This window comes from Polaribacter sp. SA4-12 (genome assembly GCF_002163675.1).
Taxonomy (GTDB): Bacteria; Bacteroidota; Bacteroidia; order Flavobacteriales; family Flavobacteriaceae; genus Polaribacter.
In genome coordinates, this window is record NZ_CP019334.1 from 3401002 (window position 1) to 3420874 (window position 19873).

A 19873-nucleotide genomic window follows, 5' to 3' on the forward strand; every position below is an offset into this window, starting at 1 on the left:
ACTATGGTAATTACTTTTAATTATGTAATTTTGTTTCATGCTTTCAAAGAAAACAAAATACGGTATTAAAGCGCTTACATATTTAGCAAGACAAGAGAACAGAACTCCTGTTTCTATTGCTACTATATCTAAAAGTGAAAATATTTCTTTAAAATTTTTAGAAAGTATTCTATTAACACTTCGTAAAAATGGTTTATTAGGATCAAAAAAAGGAAAAGGTGGTGGTTACTATCTTTTAAAAGAACCTAGTGACATTCAAATGACTGCAGTAATGAGAATCCTAGAAGGTCCAATTTCTATGATTCCTTGTGTGAGTTTAAATTTTTATGAAAAATGTGATGATTGCCCAGATGAAAACGCTTGTGCTGTTCATAAATTAATGGCTCAATTACGAGATAGTTCATTAAAAATCTTTAGAAACACTACGCTTTCAGATTTGTGTAATTGCTAAAAACCGATCTTCTTATCTTATTAAATTGTATTCAATACTAAATCCTTGTAGTAATTGCGTATTCCTAATTTTTTCGCCTTTTTTTTATTAATCTACTAATTCTATAGGAATTAAGTAATTTTTAAGTTTTTATTTCGTCTACTTTTCTATAAATAATGTATTTTTGCTTACCCTACTAAAGCAGTAGGATAATTATTTGAATTAATTTTTTTTATGATTTTAGACCAAATCATTTTTAGCAAAAAAGCATCTAGTAAAGGTTTTGAAGACGATAAAACTTCTGAAAAACCTTTACGAAGTGTATTGAAAGCTTTAAGCTGGAGAGTAGTAGGAACGATAGATACTTTAATAGTGTCTTATCTTTTAACAGGTGAAATTGCCTTAGCGACATCTATAGCATCGGTAGATTTTTTAACAAAATTAGTTTTGTATTTCTTTCACGAAAGAATATGGAATAAAATAAAATGGGGTAAGTAATGAGCTTAAACTTAGAGCAAATTAACGAAGAATTAAAAGGTAAAAGTCCGGCAGAAATTATTGCTTGGGCAGTTTCTTTTGCAAAAAATCCAGTAATTACAACAAACTTCAGACCTTATGAAGTTGCTATTTTAAAAGCAGTTACTGATGTGCAAAAAGATATAAAAGTGATTTGGTGCGATACAGGTTATAATACTGTACAAACTTATAAGCACGCAGAAGAAATTATTAAAAAACTGAATTTAAACATTCATTTATATACACCTAAACAAACAGCTTCTCATAGAAATGTTGTTTTAGGAGTTCCGTCGGTAGAGGACCCAAAACACGTCCTTTTTACAGAGCAAGTAAAGTTAGAACCTTTTTCAAGAGCAATGAAAGAGCATCAACCAGATGTTTGGTTTACTAATCTAAGAAAAGGTCAAACTGCATTTAGAAACAGTATCGATATTGTTTCTCAAAGTAAAGACGGAATAGTAAAAGTAAGTCCATTTTATAATTGGACAGATGAAGAGTTAGATACTTATTTAGTCGAAAAAGATTTACCAAATGAGTTTACATATTTCGATCCAACAAAAGTAGAAAGTAACCGCGAATGTGGTTTACATATCTAAAAGACATATAATTATGAGTCAAAAAATAATACAAGTAGATGCTTTAGAAAGTGAAGCAATTTATATTTTTAGAGAAGTAGTAGCGCAGTTTGAAAAACCTGTGTTGTTGTTTTCTGGAGGAAAAGACAGTATAACTTTAGTGCGTTTAGCACAAAAAGCATTTTATCCTGCAAAAATTCCTTTTCCATTAATGCATATTGATACTGGACATAATTTTCCTGAAACGATTGAATTTAGAGATCGTTTAGCAAAGGAATTAGGTGTTGAGTTAATTGTAAGAGATGTACAAGACAATATTGATAGTGGTCGTGTAAAAGAAGAAACTGGTAGATATGCAAGTAGAAATATGTTGCAAACAGAAACTTTATTAGATGCTATTGAAGAGTTTGGTTTTGATGCGTGTATTGGAGGAGCAAGAAGAGATGAAGAAAAAGCGAGAGCTAAAGAAAGAATTTTTTCTGTAAGAGATGATTTCGGACAATGGGATGAGAAAAACCAACGTCCAGAAGTATTTGATATGTTAAACGGACGTATTGATTTAGGTCAGAATGTACGTGTTTTTCCAATTTCAAATTGGACAGAATTAGATGTTTGGTCTTATATCGAACAAGAAAATATCGAAATCCCTTCAATCTATTTTGCACACAAAAGAAAAATATTTGTTCGTGATGGAATGATTTGGTCTGCAGATGATGCCGTTGTTTTTAGAGATAAAGAAGAAGAAGTAGAAGAAAGAATGGTTCGTTTTAGAACTGTAGGAGATATGAGTTGTACAGCAGCAGTTTTATCTGAGGCAGTTGACATTGCAAAAGTTGTTGAAGAAATTAGAGATTCTTCAATTTCAGAAAGAGGAGCAAGAATTGATGATAAGCGTTCTGAAGCTGCAATGGAAAAAAGAAAACAACAAGGTTATTTCTAAAATACTTTGGGCGTTTTAACGGGCTTTCCACTATATCTTTTTTTGAAAAAACAAAAAAAGGATGTCGTTTCAATCCCTAACGCAACTATTTGCAAACACCTTACAGAATTTAAACGCTTTTGTAAGTATTAAAAAAGAATACAAATTAAGCTAAAAGCCAAAGGCCAATAGCGAACAGCTGATAAAAAATGAAAGTACTAAAAATAGCAACAGCAGGAAGTGTAGATGATGGTAAAAGTACCTTGATTGGTCGTATTTTATATGATACAAAATCATTGACTGACGATAAATTAGAAGCAATTGAAGAAAAAAGTAGACAACGTGGTTTCGATTATCTAGATTTTTCTTTAGCAACTGATGGTTTAGTTGCAGAGCGTGAACAAGGAATTACAATTGATGTAGCACATATTTATTTTTCAACTCCATCAAAAAGTTTCATTATTGCAGATACTCCAGGTCATATTGAGTATACAAGAAATATGGTAACTGGTGCTTCAACTGCACAAGCTTCTATTGTTTTAATTGATGCAAGAAACGGGGTTATAGAACAAACTTACAGACACTTTTTTATCAATAATTTATTGAGAATTAAAGATGTTGTAATTGCCATAAATAAAATGGATTTAGTTGATTTTTCTGAGGAAAAATACAATGCGATTAAAGCAGAAATTGAATACATAGCAAGTAAAAGTGAATATAAAGGTCAGAATTTAACATTTATTCCAATGTCTGCTTTACAAGGAGATAATGTTGTAAATAAATCAGAAAATACTCCTTGGTATAACGGTGATACATTAATGGATCACTTAGAGAAATTAGATGTAGAAGATATTAATGATGCTTCTCAAACTCGTTTTCCTGTGCAAACAGTTATCAGACCAAAAACCGAAGAATACCACGATTTTAGAGGGTATGCAGGTAAAATTTATGGAGGAGATTTATCCGTAGGAGATGAAATTGCTGTTTTACCTTCTCAAACAAAATCGAAAATTAAGACGATTAATTTCTTCGATAAAGAGTTTGAAACTGCAAAAAGAGGAAGTTCTGTTACAATTACTTTAGAAGATAATGTAAATGTAAGTAGAGGAGATATGTTAGTGAAAGTGAATGAAGAGCCAACAATTGCAAAACAATTAGAAGCAACTATCTGTTGGATGGATAAAGAACCTTTACAAGCATCACAAAAATATTACATCAAACATGGGGTAAATGATGCACAGGCAAAAATTACGCAATTATCAAGTATCATTAAAACTGATTTTTCTGGAATAGAAGAAAATCCATCAGAATTAGTATTAAATCAAATAGGAGATATACAATTAAAATTAAGTAAACCACTATTAGTAGATTCTTATAAAGACAATAAATCTAATGGATCTTTTATTTTAATCAATCCAAAAACGAACAATACAGTAGGAGTCGGTTTTATAAAATAAATCAACTAACAAACTAGCCACCACAACCAACCACCAATATTAAACCATGCAAACCTTTAGAACAGAAATAGAAAATCCAATTGTGGAGAGAGATATTATTGAATTGGCAGATAAAATTGCTGCATTTAATAATCTACAAATAGATGAAGAAAAATTTAGAAGTTTACGTTTAGCAAGAGGAGTTTACGGTCAGCGTCAAGAAGGCGTACAAATGATTCGTATTAAACTTCCTTATGGTAAAGTAATGAGTAATCAATTACGAAGAATATCTGAAGTTTCAGACGAATATTCAAGAGGAAGATTACATATTACTACACGTCAAGATATTCAGATTCATTATGTGGATTTAAATAGAACTCCAGAATTGTGGGCAGAATTAGAACGTGATGATGTTACGTTAAGAGAAGCTTGTGGAAACGTTGTAAGAAATGTTACTGCATCTGAAACTGCTGGAATTGATGTTGATGAACCTTTTGATGTTTCTCCTTATGCAGACGCATTATTTAAGTTCTTTTTACGTAACCCAATTTGTCAAGAAATGGGACGTAAATTCAAGGTTTCTTTTTCTTCTACGGATGAAGATACTGGTTTATCTTATTTACATGATTTAGGATTTATTGCTAAAATTGAAAACGGAGTTAGAGGTTTTAAAGTGATGGTTGCAGGAGGATTAGGTTCTCAGCCAAGACATGCTGAAACGTTGTATGAGTTTTTACCTTCGGATAAAATTATTCCTGTAATGGAAGGGGTTTTAAGAGTTTTTGATCGTTTTGGAGAACGTAAAAGTAGAGCCAAAGCAAGAATGAAATTCTTGTTAAAAGATATCGGTTTAGAGGCTTTTAGAAACTTAATTGAAGAAGAACAAAATGCAATTGAATTTAAAACGGTTGCTATTGATGCTGAATCTTATGTAGCATCAACACCAGTTTCAATTGAAGCTCCAGAAGTAGAAATTAAAGACCAAGCAGCTTTCGATTTGTGGAAATCAACAAACTTGATTCCTCAAAAGCAAGAAGGATATGTTGCAATCGGAATTAAAGTTTTATTAGGAGATTTTTATACTGATAAGGCACGTTTATTAGCAGGTTTAGTTGATAAGTATGCAGCAGGAGAAATCCGTTTAACATTACGTCAAAATATTGTAATTCCTTTTGTGAAGGAAGATTTAGTGCCACTTTTCTATCAAGAATTAAAGAAATTAGAATTTGTAGAAGCAGGTTACAATAAAGCGGTAGATATTACAGCTTGTCCAGGTACTGATACTTGTAATTTAGGAATTTCAAGTAGTACAGGAATTGCAGAAGAATTAGAAAAAGTGATTGCTGCAGAATATCCTCAGTATTTGAAAAATGAAGATTTAGTTATAAAAATCAGTGGTTGTATGAATGCTTGTGGACAACACAATATGGCAAACATTGGTTTTCAAGGAATGACTGTTAGAACTCCAGATAAATTAGTTGCACCAGCATTACAAGTTTTGTTAGGCGGAGGTAATTTAGGAAACGGAAACGGAGCTTTTGCGGATAAAGTAGTAAAAGTACCAAGTAAAAGAGGTCCTGAAGCTTTGCGAAGAATTTTTAATGATTTTGAAGCGAATGGAAACGGACAGCAATTTGTTGAATACTATAAAGAAAAAGGTGAAAAATATTTTTACGATTTCTTAAATGATTTACAAGATGTTACTAATTTAACTCAAGAAGATTTTATCGATTGGGGAGAAGAAGAAAAGTATTTAAAAGAAATAGGAATTGGAGAATGTGCAGGTGTTGTTATCGATTTAATTGCCACTTTGTTTTTAGAAAGTGATGAAAAGATTGAAAATGCAAATGAAGCTTTCGGTAACGGAGTGTATTCTGGCGCTATTTATTATGCATATCAATCTATTGTTAATTCTGCAAAAGCATCTTTATTAGCAGCAGAAAAGAAAACAAATACACACGCAAGTATTATTTCTCAATTCGATGAAGAATTTATTTCATCAGGAAAAATAGATTTAGGCACTTCTTTTGCTGATTTAATTTATCAAATCAATAAATTTGCGCCAACTGCAGAATTTGCTGAGAAATATATTAAAGATGCAGGTAGGTTTTTACAAGAAGTAAGAGCTTATAGAGAAGCAGAAACTTCTGTTGCACAATAGTAATAAAAGAAAAAGATGAGTATTAAAACACCAAAGTTAACAGTTGTAGGAGCTGGACCTGGAGATATAGATTTAATCACTGTAAAAGCTATTAAAGTTTTAAAAACTGCAGATGTAGTTTTGTATGATGCTTTGGTAAATGAAGAGTTATTAGAGTATATCAATCCAGAAGCCGAACAAGTTTTTGTAGGAAAACGAAGAGGGTGTTATAAATATCAACAAGAACAAATAAACGAATTGATTGTTGCTCGAGCAAAATCGAGTGGACATGTAGTTCGTTTAAAAGGTGGAGATCCATTTATTTTTGGTAGAGGTGCTGAAGAAATGGAGTATGCCGCAAGTTTTGGTTTAGAGGTTGATGTTGTTCCAGGAATTTCATCATCATTAGCAGTAGCTGCTTATCAAAATATACCATTAACAAAACGTGGAAGTGCAGAGAGTTTTTGGGTAATTACAGGAACTACTAAAGATCATAAAATATCGAATGATATTGAATTGGCTGCAAAGTCAAATGCGACTGTAGTTGTTTTAATGGGAATGAGTAAGTTGCCACAAATTGTAAAATTGTTTCAGGCTGAAGGAAAAAATAATTTACCTGTAGCAATTATTCAAAGAGGAACAACTTCTAGAGAAAAACTAGGAATCGGAACTGTAGATACTATAGAGAGTATTGTTGCTGAAAAGGAATTGAAAAATCCTGCAATTATTGTGTTGGGAGAAGTTGTAAAACATCGTCAAGCAATTTTAGATATTAAGCTGCAATATGCAAACGAGTTAAACGGATAATTTTATGGAAAGAAATAATTTATATCCTATTTTTTTAAAAACCAAAAATCTAAATGTTTTAATAGTTGGAGGAGGTTTTGTTGCTGAAGAAAAATTAACTTTCTTATTAAAATCAAGTCCAGATGCTAAAGTTTTAATGGTTTCACCTTTGTTTAGAGAAGGAACTATTGAATTGGCAAAAAAAGGGTGTGTTACTTTAGTTGAAGATGTATATCAGAAAAAATATTTACAAGGAAGACATATTGTGGTTGCAACTACAGATATTCCAGAAGTAAATGTACAAGTTTGGAAAGATTGTAGAGCAGAAGCAAAATTGGTAAATGTTGCTGATAATCCACCTTATTGCGATTTTTATATGGGAGGTATTGTAACCAAAGGAAACGTAAAAGTGGCAATTTCTACAAACGGAAAATCGCCAACAACAGCTAAAAGATTACGTCAATTTTTTGAGGATGTTATTCCTGAAAATGTAGATGATTTGGTAAAGAATTTAAACGAGTTTAGAAAAACAATAAAAGGAGATTTCGAACAAAAAGTAGAAACATTAAACGAATTCACCAAAGGATTAATAGAGAAAAAATAATGTCATTGCAAATAGAGTGAAGCAATCTATAATTTTAATTTAGATCTTTCGACTTCATTTTATTTCGCTCAAAATGACACCAAACTGTCATTTCGAACGAAGCTTTAGCGTAGTTGAGAAATCTCAGCAAAAATTTAAGAAAATAAGAATTACAAACAAGATGATTACAACAGATATACTAATTATTGGAGCAGGACCAACAGGATTATTTACAATTTTTGAAGCTGGTTTATTAAAATTAAAATGTCATTTAATTGATGCATTACCACAACCTGGAGGGCAATGTTCTGAAATTTATCCAAAGAAACCTATTTATGATATTCCTGCATATCCAGAAATTTTAGCAGGAGATTTAACGCATAAATTAATAGAGCAAACAAAGCAATTTGAACCTGGTTTTACATTAGGAGAAAGAGCTGAAACGATAGATAAACAAGAAGATGGTACTTTTATTGTTACAACTAATAAAGGAACAAAACACCATGCTAAAATTGTTGCGATTGCTGGAGGTTTAGGTTCTTTTGAACCAAGAAAACCAGTAATTCCAAATATTTTAGATTTTGAAGATAAAGGTGTTGAGTATATTATTAAAGAGCCAGAATTTTATAGAAATAAAAGAGTTGTAATTTCTGGAGGTGGAGATTCTGCTTTAGATTGGGCTGTATTTTTATCTAATGTTGCTTCTGAAGTAACTTTAATTCACAGAAGAAACGAATTTAGAGGAGCTTTAGATTCAGTTGAAAAAGTACAAGAGTTAAAGGATTTAGGAAAAATCAGAATGATTACTCCAGCAGAAGTAAAAGGAATTATTGGTACTGATAAAGTAACAGGTGTTTCTGTTGAGAAAAAAGGCGAAGATGCTTTTGTTGTTGATACAGATCACTTTATTCCTTTGTTTGGATTATCTCCAAAATTAGGTCCAATTGCAAATTGGGGATTAGAAATTGAGAAAAATGCGATTAAGGTAAATAACGCTTTAGATTATCAAACAAATATTCCAGGAATTTACGCTATTGGTGATGTTAATACATATCCAGGGAAATTAAAATTGATTCTTTGTGGTTTCCACGAAGCTACTTTAATGTGTCAAAGTGCATATAAAAGAATCTTCCCGGATAAAAAATATGTAATGAAATATACTACAGTTGGTGGTGTAGAGGGTTTTGATGGTACAAAGAAGGAAGCACCAAAAGCAGTTGTAAAAGCAATTCAATAGTAAGTTTTTTGTTAGGTTTACGTAACTTTGCAGACAATATTAATAAAAGAAGGAATAGTGCAAGACATAAATATTAAAATCACAGACAGAAACGGTGAAACTCACGAAGTTGTAGCGCCTACAGATATGGCAATGAATCTTATGGAAGTTGTTCGTTCATACGAATTAGCAGAAGAAGGAACAATTGGTGTTTGTGGAGGAATGGCAATGTGTGCTTCTTGTCAATGTTATGTGACTTCAGAAACTGAATTACCAGAAATGTCTGATGATGAAGATGCAATGTTAGCAGAAGCTTTCAATGTAGAAGATAATAGTAGATTAGGTTGTCAAATACAAATGACACCTGCAATGGAAGGATTAGAAGTAATATTAGCACCAGAATCGTAAGGGCTAGAATGAAAGAAACAGAACAAATAGTAGCGTTTAAAAACTACAGTATGTGTTTAAGGGATGCTGTAGGTAATTTTACCAAACAATTAATTAATAATTTGTTTGATGTAAATCATTTGTCTGAAAGTGGCCCAGAAACAAGACTTAAATTTTTAAGAATTTTAGAAAGATTATCTGTTGAAAACGGAGAAGGTTTGTGGAATGATTTTGAAGATTCTTTTGTTACTATTAGAACAAAATTAGATTTAGATGCAGCTGCTGCTGAAAAAAATGATCCTGCTGCAAAAAGTTTGGAAGAAGTTTATTTAGCGTATCCTGGTTTTTATGCAATTGCTGTACATCGTTTAAGTCATCAATTATTACAATTAGAAGTTCCTGTTTTACCCAGAATGATGAGTGAATTTGCTCACAGTTCTACAGGTACAGACATTCATCCTGGAGCAGAAATAGGAGATTCATTTCATATAGATCACGCAACAGGAATTGTTATTGGAGAATCTGCCATTATAAAATATAATGTGCAAATTTTTCAAGGAGTAACTTTAGGAGGTATTCAAGTAAAAAAGAGTTTAGCATCAACAAAAAGACATCCAACAATTGAAAGTGGTGTTGTTATTTATGCAAATGCAACCATTTTAGGAGGTGATGTTGTTATAGGAAAAAACTCTGTAATAGGAGCTAATGTCTGTATTACTGAATCGGTTCCAGAAAATTCGATTGTTACAGTTCAATCAGAAAATAATATTTTTCAAAAAAGAAATTAGAAATATGAAAACTAAAAGTATCATAGATTTTGTAGGAAACACACCTTTGGTGGAAGCTCAAAATATTTTTCAAAAAGAAGGAGTTACCTTATTGTTAAAACTAGAAGGGAATAATCCTGGAGGAAGTGTTAAAGATAGAGCAGCTTATAATATGATTTCTGAAGCTTTAAAAAGAAAAAATATTAGAAAAGGAGATACTTTAGTTGAAGCAACTAGTGGAAACACTGGTATTGCATTAGCTTTAATGGCAAAAGTGTTGGGTGTGAATATGGTACTTACAATGCCAGAAAACTCAACGATTGAAAGAGTAAAAACAATGCGTGCTTATGGTGCTGAAGTAATTTTAACTCCTGCAGATAAAGGTATAGAAGGTTCTATCGATTATGCTTTAAAATTAAAATATAAGAAAGGATATTTTAGATTGAATCAATTTGATAATACAGATAATTCTAAAGCACATTATAAAACGACTGGACCAGAAATTTGGAGAGATACTGAAGGAACTGTTACTCATTTTGTTTCGGCAATGGGAACAACAGGAACTATAATGGGAGTTTCAGATTATTTAAAAGAACAAAATAAAGACATTAAAATTGTTGGAGCTCAACCTAAAGATGGTGCTAAAATACCGGGTATTAGAAAATGGCCAGAAGAATATTTACCAGCAATTTTTAATAGAAATAAAGTTGATGAAGTATTAGAAGTTAGTGAAGAAGAAGCTAAAGCTATGACACAAAGGTTGGCTGCTGAAGAAGGTATCTTTGCAGGAATGAGTAGTGGAGGTTCTGTAGCAACTGCATTAAAAGTAGCAAATTCTATAGATAAAGGAGTAGTAGTAGCAATCATTTGCGATAGAGGAGACCGTTATTTATCATCAACATTATTCGAAAAAGAATAGATTTTACAAATACACTCTACAAATAAAAAAATAATCCTTTTCTTTGTAGTTCAGTTCATAAACTTATTGATACCGTTATCACGAAAGGTAGAGGGATTAGACCCGCTGAAGCCTTAGCAACCCATTTCGTTAAGAAATAAAGGTGCTACATTCTACAGATTATCTTGAACAAGTTTCATTAATTAATCTGACAGATAACAGCGAAAATTTCACTTTTCCTGATGACATATTGATAAAAATATCAAAAAATGTCAAACATATATAAAGCTTTACAAGAACGAATTTTGGTTTTAGATGGTGCCATGGGTACTATGCTACAAGCCTATAAATTTACGGAAGAAGATTTTAGAGGAGAACGCTTTAAAGATTATCCAACTCCATTACAAGGGAATAATGACTTGTTATCAATTACGCAACCAGAAGCAATTAAAACGATTCATGGTAAGTATTTTGAAGCAGGTGCAGATATTATAGAAACCAATACTTTTTCTGGAACTACAATTGCAATGGCAGATTACCAAATGGAAGATTTGGTATATGAACTAAACTATCAATCTGCAAAAATTGCAAAAGAAGTTGCCGTTGAATTTACGGAGAGAGAACCTCATAAACCTCGTTTTGTAGCAGGTTCAATAGGTCCAACAAATAGAACTGCAAGTATGTCTCCAGATGTAAATGATCCTGGTTATAGAGCAGTTACTTTCGATGAATTAAGAATTGCTTACAAACAGCAAACAGAAGCTTTAGTTGATGGTGGAGTTGATTTACTTTTAGTAGAAACGGTGTTTGATACTTTAAACGCAAAAGCAGCTTTATTTGCTATTGAAGAAGTAAAAGACGAAAGAAATATTGATATTCCTATAATGCTGAGTGGTACAATTACTGATGCTTCCGGAAGAACATTATCTGGACAAACAGCAGAAGCATTTTTAATTTCTGTTTCACACATACCTTTATTAACTGTTGGTTTTAATTGTGCTTTAGGAGCCAATTTATTACAACCGCATTTAGAAGCAATTGCAAGTAAAACTGACTTCGGAATTTCTGCACATCCAAACGCAGGATTACCAAATGCTTTTGGAGAATATGATGAAACTCCAGAAGAAATGGGAGAGCAAATTGAAGAGTATATGAAAAAGGACTTAATCAATATTATTGGAGGTTGTTGTGGTACAAGTCCTGCACACATTAGAGAAATAGCAAATGTTGCAGCAAAATATAAACCAAGACAGCATTCAGAAAAACATTAAGCTTAGAGATGATATTAGAAGTAGCCTTATTAAATGTAAAGAGAGGTCTTTCTGAGGATTTTGAAAATAATTTCAAAAAAGCAGAACGTATTATTTCTTCTATGAATGGATATATTTCTCATCAATTAAAGAAATGTTTAGAACAAGAAGATAAGTATATTTTATTAGTCAATTGGGAAACAATTGAAGATCACGAAATCGGATTTAGAAAATCTGATGAATACCAACAATGGAAAGAATTGTTACATCATTTTTATGAACCTTTTCCAACTGTAGAACATTATAAATAATGAAGATAAAGCAAACAAAATATATGAAATTGTCTGGTTTAGAACCTTTGGTTTTAAACGAGAATAGCAATTTTATTAATGTAGGAGAAAGAACGAATGTTGCAGGATCTAAAAAATTCTTACGTTTAATAAAAGAAGAAAAATTTGATGAAGCTTTAGATGTTGCTAGACATCAAGTAGATGGTGGAGCGCAAATTATCGATATTAATTTTGATGATGGTTTAATTGATGGAAAAGAATCAATGGTTCGTTTCTTGAATTTAATTGCTGCAGAACCAGATATTTGTAGAGTTCCAATTATGATTGATAGCTCTAAATGGGAAATCATTGAAGCTGGATTAAAGGTTGTACAAGGTAAGTGTGTTGTAAATTCAATTTCTTTAAAAGAAGGAGAAGAAAAATTTATTTGGGAAGCAAAACAAATAAAGCGATATGGTGCCGCTGTAATTGTAATGGCTTTTGATGAAACTGGTCAAGCAGATAATTACGAAAGAAGATTAGAAATAGCCAAACGTTCTTACGATGTTTTGGTAAATAAAGTTGGCTTTGCATCCGAAGATATTATTTTTGATTTAAATATATTCCCAGTTGCAACAGGAATGGATGAGCATAGAAGAAATGCCATCGATTTTATTGAAGCAACACGTTGGGTAAGACAAAATTTAGAAAATGTTTCTGTAAGTGGAGGTGTAAGTAACGTATCATTTTCTTTTAGAGGAAATAACGGAGTTCGTGAAGCAATGCACACTGTGTTTTTATATCATGCAATTCAAGCAGGTATGAATATAGGAATTGTAAATCCTGCAATGTTAGAAATTTACGATGATATTCCTAAAGATTTATTAGAACATGTAGAAGATGTTATTTTAGATAGAAGAGAAGATGCAACTGAACGTTTATTAGATTTTGCTGAAACAGTAAAAGGATCTAAAGTTGGTAAAACAGCAGATTTATCATGGAGAGAAAATCCTTTACAAGATAGAATTACACACGCTTTAGTAAAGGGAATTGATGCCTTTATTATTGAAGATATAGAACAAGCGAGACAAGAAGCAGCTGCACCAATTGAAGTTATTGAAGGCAATTTAATGACGGGTATGAATGTGGTTGGAGATTTATTTGGAGCAGGAAAAATGTTTTTACCTCAGGTTGTAAAATCTGCTCGTGTAATGAAAAAAGCTGTAGGATATTTAAATCCGTTTATTGAAGCAGAAAAAGGAGATAAACAAGAACCTGTTGGTAAAATATTAATGGCGACTGTTAAAGGTGATGTTCATGATATTGGTAAAAATATTGTAAGTGTAGTATTGGCTTGTAATAATTATGAAATTGTAGATTTAGGTGTCATGGTTCCGCCAGAAAAAATCATTGAAGCAGCAATTAGAGAACGTGTAGATGCTATTGGATTATCAGGGTTAATTACACCTTCTCTTGATGAAATGGTATACTTAGCAAAAGAAATGCAACGTCAAAATTTTGAAGTTCCATTATTGATTGGAGGAGCAACGACTTCTAAAGCGCATACTGCTGTTAAGATTGATACGCAATATAATAAAGCGGTTGTTCATGTAAATGATGCATCTAGAGCAGTAACTGTCGTTGGTGACTTATTAAATAAGAAAACATCACATGAGTATGTTGCTAAAATGAAAAAAGATTATGATGAATTTAGAACTAAGTTTTTAAAACGAGGTAAAGAAAAATCATACGTTTCATTAAATGAAGCACGTAAAAGAAAATATAAAATTGATTGGCAAACATCAGAAATTGTAAAGCCAAAAGAATTAGGGATTCAGACTTTAGAACAATTAAGTTTAAAAGAATTAGTTCCGTTTATAGATTGGAGTCCGTTTTTTAGAAGTTGGGATTTACATGGTAAATTTCCAGCTATTTTAAAAGATAAGGTTGTTGGTGAACAAGCAACAATCATGTATGATGAAGCACAAGCAATGATTAAAGAAATTATTGCCAAACAATTGTTGAAACCAAAAGCAATTTTTGGTTTGTTTGAAGCAAATACTGTAAATGACGATGATATTTCGATTCAGAAGAAAGGAAAAGAGATTGCTATTTTTAGAACTTTACGTCAGCAATTAAAAAAGAGAGAAGGAATACCAAATATTGCATTGTCAGATTTTATTGCTCCAAAAGAAAGTAATAAAACAGATTATATGGGTGCTTTTTGTGTAGGTATTTTTGGCGCACAAGAATTAGCAGATTCTTATAGAGATAAAGAAGACGATTATAATGCAATTATGGCGCAAGCAATTGCAGACCGTTTTGCAGAAGCAATGGCCGAATATTTACATAAGCAAATTAGAATTAAACATTGGGGTTATGGTGTTGATGAAGAGTTAACTAATGATGATTTAATTAAAGAAACTTATAAAGGAATTCGTCCTGCACCAGGATATCCTGCGTGTCCAGATCATTTAGAAAAAGAAACAATTTGGGAATTGTTAGATGTTGAAAAACAAATAGGAGTTAAGTTAACAGAAAGTATGGCAATGTGGCCAGCAGCTGCAGTATCTGGATATTATTTTGGAAACAAAGAAGCTAAATATTTTGGTTTAGGTAAAATTACAGATGATCAAGTTACAGATTATTCAACAAGAAAAGGAATTACAAAACAAAAAGCGAGAAAGTGGTTACACCCAACGCTTGCTGAAGAATAAGATATGAAATTTATAGAATTACATTTAGGAAGTTATATTATTTCTCATGGTTATGATAAAAATAACAACGAGATAATAGTTCACATTCCTGCAGATAATTTTGCGAAGAAACTAATTGCAGTTTCACGAATTAAATCTTTAAGTGAAAAATATGTTCTAACCGATTATGTAGATGGAAGATGGATCTATTGGGAATATAAAGAAGATTTTGAAGAAGTGAAAAAGTTACTAAACAAGTAGCGTTAGCGATTGAAACGGCATCCTTTTTGCCTTTTCAGCAAAAAGATATAGTGAAAAGCGCGACCCTTTTGGGGAACGTCCAAAAAATAAAATACAATAATAACACAAAACACCCGCAACAGTTTCTCTCCTTTGGAGGGATTAAGGGAGGCTTATGAAAGTTACAGATCATATTAAAAATGCAAACGGTAAAACGTTATTTTCTTTTGAAGTAATACCGCCAAAAAAAGGAAAAAATATTCAAGATTTATATAATAATATAGATCCATTAATGGAATTTAATCCACCTTTTATAGACGTAACAACTTCTAGAGAAGAGTATGTTTATTTAGATAAAGGAAACGGACTTTTAGATAAAAGAATTACTAGAATGCGTCCTGGAACTGTTGGTATTTGTGCTTCTATTATGCATAAATATAAGGTAGATGCTATTCCGCATTTATTGTGTGGTGGTTTTACAAAAGAAGAAACAGAATATGTTTTGGTAGATTGTCATTATTTAGGATTAGATAATGTGATGGCTTTGCGTGGAGATTCTATGAAAGATGAGCCATATTTTAAGCCCGTTAAAGGAGGAAATGCTTTTGCTACGGAATTGGTGGATCAAATTTCGAATTTAAATCGTGGTAAATATTTACATGATGATGTAAATGTCGAGCATCATTCAGATTTTTGTATTGGTGTTGCAGGATATCCAGAAAAACATATGGAAGCTCCGTCTTTAGTATCAGATTTAAGACGTTTAAAGGAGAAAGTTGATGCTGGTGCCGATTATGTGGTAACTCAAATGTTTTTTGATAATAATAAATATTTTGAGTTTGTAAAAGCGGCAAAAGAAATAGGAATTAATGTGCCAATTATACCGGGAATTAAACCAATTGCAGTTAAAAGACATTTGCAAATATTGCCTCAGGTATTTAAAATAGATTTGCCACAAGATTTAATTGATGCTGTAGATGGTTGTAAAGACAATAAAGCGGTAAGGCAAGTTGGTATTGAGTTTGCGATACAGCAATCTAAAGAGTTAAAAGCAGCAGGAGTTCCTGTTTTGCACTATTATTCTATGGGTAAAAGCGATAATGTACAAGCGATAGCTTCTGAGTTATTTTAAAACGTACGATTTATATAAACTATCCTTTTTGTAATAATGGGGAGTTGAAATAAGAATTCATTAAAAAAGAACATTTGTTTGTCGCTTTTTTAATGAATTTCTTATTTGTACTTATAAGTAGTATTTATAGACAAATAAGAAAAAGTAATTTTTTTGAAAACTACAAAATAAATAAAATGATTACTTTTGTATTTCAAAACTGAAATAACAAATTAAAAATATAAAAAATGGCATTAGAAATTACAGACGCAAACTTTGAGGAATTAGTATTAAAATCTGACAAACCAGTATTAGTTGATTTTTGGGCAGCATGGTGTGGACCATGTAGAATGGTAGGGCCAATTGTTGATGAAATTCATGCAGAGTATGATGGTAAAGCTATTGTTGGTAAAGTAGATGTTGATGCTAATCAGGAATTTGCAGCAAAATATGGCGTACGTAATATACCAACTGTTTTAATCTTTAAAAATGGTGAAGTTGTAGATAAACAAGTAGGTGTTGCACCTAAAAATGTTTACACTGGTAAAATTGATGCTGCTATATAAATAGTATTTACATTTTAAATAAGATAAAGGTTTGGCTAACGTCAAACCTTTTTTTATTTTTAGTACTTTGGTACTAGAATGATGAAAAGAATCTTGTTTTCAATAATTGCTTCTCTAGGATTTATTTGCGACGAAATGTTGACATTTGAATATGTTTGTGATTATCCTGAATTAGGACCAAGATTTTATGGTTTTCCTTTTATACAAGAAACTAATAGTTCTTGGGTTTTTTCTATGTCCGGAGATATCTATATTCTGGGCTTTATTGGGAATTTTATTTTTTGGGCGCTATTTTTTTTTGGTGTGACGCTATTTTTTAGAAATGTAAAAAACAGGTTCTTAAATATTTTAATTAAAATTCTAGGATGGTCTGTTGTTACTTGGTCTGTATTTGTAGCTTTTTTATATTTTGGAGCGATTGATTGGAGATTTGAATTTACACATGATAATTTTAAAATGAATTATTATGAACAAGATATTAAATGTGATAGAAGTTTTATTTTTAGTAAATACAATAAATAATATATGAAATATTTTTTAGCCTTATCTGTTTTTTTAGTTTTGATATTTTCTTGTGATAAACAAGAGAATAAACTAAAATTAGAAAAAGGAATCTCTTTTGAATTAGCTAAATATAGAAAACAACAAATTACTGATGTTGTTTATAATTTGGATTTTAAAATTCCGAAAGAAAAAGAAAACCCTATTGCTTCTAAACTAGCACTTAATTTTACTAATAAGGATTTAAAAAATGATGTGTTTCTTGATTTTAATGAAGAAGCCTCAAAACTAAAATCAATAAAAGTAAATGGAGAAACGTCAGAGATAAATCATCAAAAAGAACATATTATAATTGATAAAAAACTGTTGGTTTTAGGAGATAACTCTATAGGATTTTTTTTTGATGCGGGAGAGAAATCATTGAACAGAAACGAAGAGTTTTTATATACATTATTAGTACCTGATAGAGCAAGCACCTTGTTTCCTTGTTTTGATCAACCAGATATAAAAGCCAATTATAATTTAAGAATTACAGCTCCAAAAGATTGGAAAGTTTTGTGTGGTGCTTTTGAAGAAAGTAGTTTAGAAATAGATGGTTTTGTAGAACATACTTTTAAAGAAACAGATTTAATTAGTACTTATTTATTTTCATTTGTTGCTGGCAAGTTCACCGAAGAAATTAAAAACCCAGGAGCGTTTGATATGCGCTTTTTATATAGAGAAAATAATACAGAAAAGATTACAGAAAGTGTTGATGAGGTGTTTAGTATTCATCAAAAAGCAATTGATTTTTTAGAAGAATACACTAAAGTTAAATTCCCTTTTCAAAAAATGGATTTTGCTGCAATTCCGCCTTTTCAATATGGAGGAATGGAACATGTTGGTGCAATTCAATACCGACAATCTTCATTGTTTTTAGATAAAAATGCCACACAAAATAGAAAGTTGAGTAGAGCAAAATTAATTGCCCACGAAACATCGCATATGTGGTTTGGAGATTTGGTTACCATGAAATGGTTTAATGATGTTTGGATGAAGGAAGTGTTTGCAAATTTTATGGCAGATAAAATTATGAATCCTGTTTTTCCTGAAGTAAATCATGATTTAAACTTTATGATGACTCATTATCCAAGTGCGTATTCAGAAGACAGAACAAAAGGAACAAATGCAATTCGTCAGTATTTAGGAAACCTAAAAAACGCTGGTTCTTTATACGGAAGAATCATTTACAACAAAGCGCCAATTATGATGCGTCAGTTAGAATATCTATTAGGAGAAGAACCTTTTAAAGAAGGTATTCAAGAATATATAAAAACCTACTCAAACTCAAATGCAGATTGGAATGAACTTGTTTCAATTTTGGATAAAAAATCTCCTGGAAATATTAAAAATTGGTCTGATGTTTGGGTGAATTCATCTGGAAGACCTGTTTTTTATGAAGAAATTGAGTTGAATGACATGGGAAATGTAACGAAGTTTATTGTTCATCAAAAAGCAGAAGATGGTTCTGATAAAATTTGGACACAATCCTTTAAAATTAAATTGATAGATAAAAGAGGATATCAGAAAATCATTAACCTGAAAAACATGGGAAAATCTTTTGATATTACATCAGCAATAAAAGATTTTAAACCTGGTCAGGTTTTATATAACACAAACGGATTTGGTTATGGTGTTTTTCCAATTTATAAAGATGAAATTAATACATATAAAGATATTGATGATGCCGTTTCTAGAGGATACCAATTTATTAATTTATATGAGAATATGTTGAATGGAGAAGTTACTCCATTAGAAACATATCAAGTGTATTTAAATGCGATTAAAGTTGAAAGAGACGAATTGATTACAAATTATTTGTCAGGTAGAATTCAAACAATTTTCTGGACTTTCTTAAATGAGGATGAACAAAACAAAATTCAAAAGAATACTGAAAATCAAATTGATACACTTTTAGGAAAAGAGTTACCAAAAAATATTAAAAAAACGTTGTTTAGATTGTATCAGTCTATTGCAATTTATGATGAAGGAAAAGGAAATTTATATCAAATTTGGAAAGAAAATAAAAAAATTAAGAATCTCTTTTTAAATGAGAATGATTTCACTTCGTTAGCAATGAAATTGGCAATTTTTAAGCATTCAAAAGCAAAAGAAGTATTAGAAGAACAACAAGTTAGAATTTTAAATTCAGACAGATTAGAGCGTTTTAAATGGTTAATGCCTTCACTTTCTAGTGATGAAAATGTGAGAGATAGTTTTATGAAATCGCTTTTGCAAAAAGAAAATAGAGAAAAGGAGTCTTGGGTGCAAACTGCGTTGAGTAATATTCATCATCCATTAAGGCAAAAGTCATCAGCAAAGCATTTAAAATCGATTTTAGATAAACTTGAAGAAGTACAATTAACGGGCGATATTTTTTTCCCAAAAGGATGGTTGGCTAGTTCTATTGGAAACTATTCATCTAAGGAAGCAAATGATATCTTAAATCAATTTTTAGAGGATAACCCAAATTACAGTCCAATCTTATTAAAAAAATTATTTCAAACTACTGATAATTTAACAAGAGCTCAAAATATTAAAAAATAGC

At 31.1% G+C, this 19873-nt stretch carries 20 protein-coding genes and 1 riboswitch; all 20 genes read left to right on the forward strand.

Going from position 1 to position 19873, the window contains the following annotated elements; translation table 11 throughout:
• Positions 1 to 37: 37 nt before the first annotated feature.
• The 20 genes from BTO07_RS14760 (at position 38) to BTO07_RS14855 (ending at position 19872) form a co-directional block, all read left to right on the forward strand.
• Positions 38 to 451 carry an RrF2 family transcriptional regulator gene (locus tag BTO07_RS14760; RefSeq protein ID WP_087521958.1) on the forward strand — a complete coding sequence of 138 codons (414 nt, stop codon included), beginning with the start codon at positions 38 to 40 and terminating at the stop codon, positions 449 to 451.
• A gap of 213 nt (positions 452 to 664) precedes the next feature.
• Complete coding sequence (locus BTO07_RS14765) at positions 665 to 928, forward strand: DUF2061 domain-containing protein (protein ID WP_087521959.1); 264 nt, start codon at positions 665 to 667, stop codon at positions 926 to 928.
• Positions 928 to 1542, forward strand: a complete 615-nt coding sequence (locus BTO07_RS14770) for a phosphoadenosine phosphosulfate reductase domain-containing protein (protein WP_087521960.1) — start codon at positions 928 to 930, stop codon at positions 1540 to 1542. Before BTO07_RS14765 ends, BTO07_RS14770 begins: the two co-directional genes overlap by 1 nt.
• A gap of 13 nt (positions 1543 to 1555) precedes the next feature.
• Positions 1556 to 2461, forward strand: a complete 906-nt coding sequence (gene cysD, locus BTO07_RS14775) for a sulfate adenylyltransferase subunit CysD (RefSeq protein ID WP_087521961.1) — start codon at positions 1556 to 1558, stop codon at positions 2459 to 2461.
• 188 nt (positions 2462 to 2649) lie between these two features.
• Positions 2650 to 3897: a sulfate adenylyltransferase subunit 1 gene (locus tag BTO07_RS14780; protein ID WP_087521962.1), complete on the forward strand. Its 1248-nt coding sequence runs from the start codon at positions 2650 to 2652 to the stop codon at positions 3895 to 3897.
• 46 nt (positions 3898 to 3943) lie between these two features.
• A complete protein-coding gene (locus tag BTO07_RS14785) occupies positions 3944 to 6037 on the forward strand; it encodes a HEPN domain-containing protein (RefSeq protein ID WP_087521963.1) in 2094 nt (697 codons plus the stop codon).
• 15 nt (positions 6038 to 6052) lie between these two features.
• A complete protein-coding gene (gene cobA / locus BTO07_RS14790) occupies positions 6053 to 6823 on the forward strand; it encodes a uroporphyrinogen-III C-methyltransferase (protein ID WP_087521964.1) in 771 nt (256 codons plus the stop codon).
• Positions 6824 to 6827: 4 nt separating this feature from the next.
• Positions 6828 to 7406, forward strand: coding sequence for a precorrin-2 dehydrogenase/sirohydrochlorin ferrochelatase family protein (locus tag BTO07_RS14795; RefSeq protein ID WP_087521965.1), 579 nt, complete (start codon positions 6828 to 6830; stop codon positions 7404 to 7406).
• A gap of 160 nt (positions 7407 to 7566) precedes the next feature.
• Positions 7567 to 8622: an NAD(P)/FAD-dependent oxidoreductase gene (locus tag BTO07_RS14800; protein ID WP_087522670.1), complete on the forward strand. Its 1056-nt coding sequence runs from the start codon at positions 7567 to 7569 to the stop codon at positions 8620 to 8622.
• A gap of 57 nt (positions 8623 to 8679) precedes the next feature.
• Positions 8680 to 9009 (forward strand): 2Fe-2S iron-sulfur cluster-binding protein, encoded by a 330-nt coding sequence (locus BTO07_RS14805; protein ID WP_087521966.1) that lies wholly within the window; start codon positions 8680 to 8682, stop codon positions 9007 to 9009.
• Positions 9010 to 9017: 8 nt separating this feature from the next.
• Positions 9018 to 9776 (forward strand): serine O-acetyltransferase EpsC, encoded by a 759-nt coding sequence (gene epsC, locus BTO07_RS14810; RefSeq protein WP_087521967.1) that lies wholly within the window; start codon positions 9018 to 9020, stop codon positions 9774 to 9776.
• 4 nt (positions 9777 to 9780) lie between these two features.
• The gene (gene cysM / locus BTO07_RS14815) at positions 9781 to 10674 is read left to right on the forward strand and encodes a cysteine synthase CysM (protein ID WP_087522671.1); all 894 of its coding nucleotides are present in this window, start codon (positions 9781 to 9783) and stop codon (positions 10672 to 10674) included.
• A gap of 72 nt (positions 10675 to 10746) precedes the next feature.
• Positions 10747 to 10875: riboswitch (SAM riboswitch) on the forward strand.
• Positions 10876 to 10922: 47 nt separating this feature from the next.
• Positions 10923 to 11924 (forward strand): homocysteine S-methyltransferase family protein, encoded by a 1002-nt coding sequence (locus BTO07_RS14820; RefSeq protein ID WP_087521968.1) that lies wholly within the window; start codon positions 10923 to 10925, stop codon positions 11922 to 11924.
• An 8-nt stretch (positions 11925 to 11932) separates the two neighbouring features.
• Entirely contained in the window at positions 11933 to 12214 is a 282-nt protein-coding gene (locus tag BTO07_RS14825; RefSeq protein ID WP_087521969.1) for an antibiotic biosynthesis monooxygenase family protein, read from the forward strand.
• A complete protein-coding gene (gene metH, locus BTO07_RS14830) occupies positions 12214 to 14889 on the forward strand; it encodes a methionine synthase (RefSeq protein WP_087521970.1) in 2676 nt (891 codons plus the stop codon). Before BTO07_RS14825 ends, metH begins: the two co-directional genes overlap by 1 nt.
• Before the next feature lie 3 nt (positions 14890 to 14892).
• Entirely contained in the window at positions 14893 to 15129 is a 237-nt protein-coding gene (locus tag BTO07_RS14835; RefSeq protein ID WP_087521971.1) for a hypothetical protein, read from the forward strand.
• A 154-nt stretch (positions 15130 to 15283) separates the two neighbouring features.
• A complete protein-coding gene (gene metF / locus BTO07_RS14840; RefSeq protein ID WP_087521972.1) occupies positions 15284 to 16240 on the forward strand; it encodes a methylenetetrahydrofolate reductase [NAD(P)H] in 957 nt (318 codons plus the stop codon).
• 227 nt (positions 16241 to 16467) lie between these two features.
• Positions 16468 to 16785 (forward strand): thioredoxin, encoded by a 318-nt coding sequence (gene trxA / locus BTO07_RS14845; protein ID WP_087521973.1) that lies wholly within the window; start codon positions 16468 to 16470, stop codon positions 16783 to 16785.
• A gap of 81 nt (positions 16786 to 16866) precedes the next feature.
• Positions 16867 to 17307 carry a hypothetical protein gene (locus BTO07_RS14850; RefSeq protein WP_087521974.1) on the forward strand — a complete coding sequence of 147 codons (441 nt, stop codon included), beginning with the start codon at positions 16867 to 16869 and terminating at the stop codon, positions 17305 to 17307.
• Positions 17308 to 17310: 3 nt separating this feature from the next.
• A complete protein-coding gene (locus BTO07_RS14855; protein ID WP_087521975.1) occupies positions 17311 to 19872 on the forward strand; it encodes a M1 family metallopeptidase in 2562 nt (853 codons plus the stop codon).
• Position 19873 lies beyond the last annotated feature (1 nt).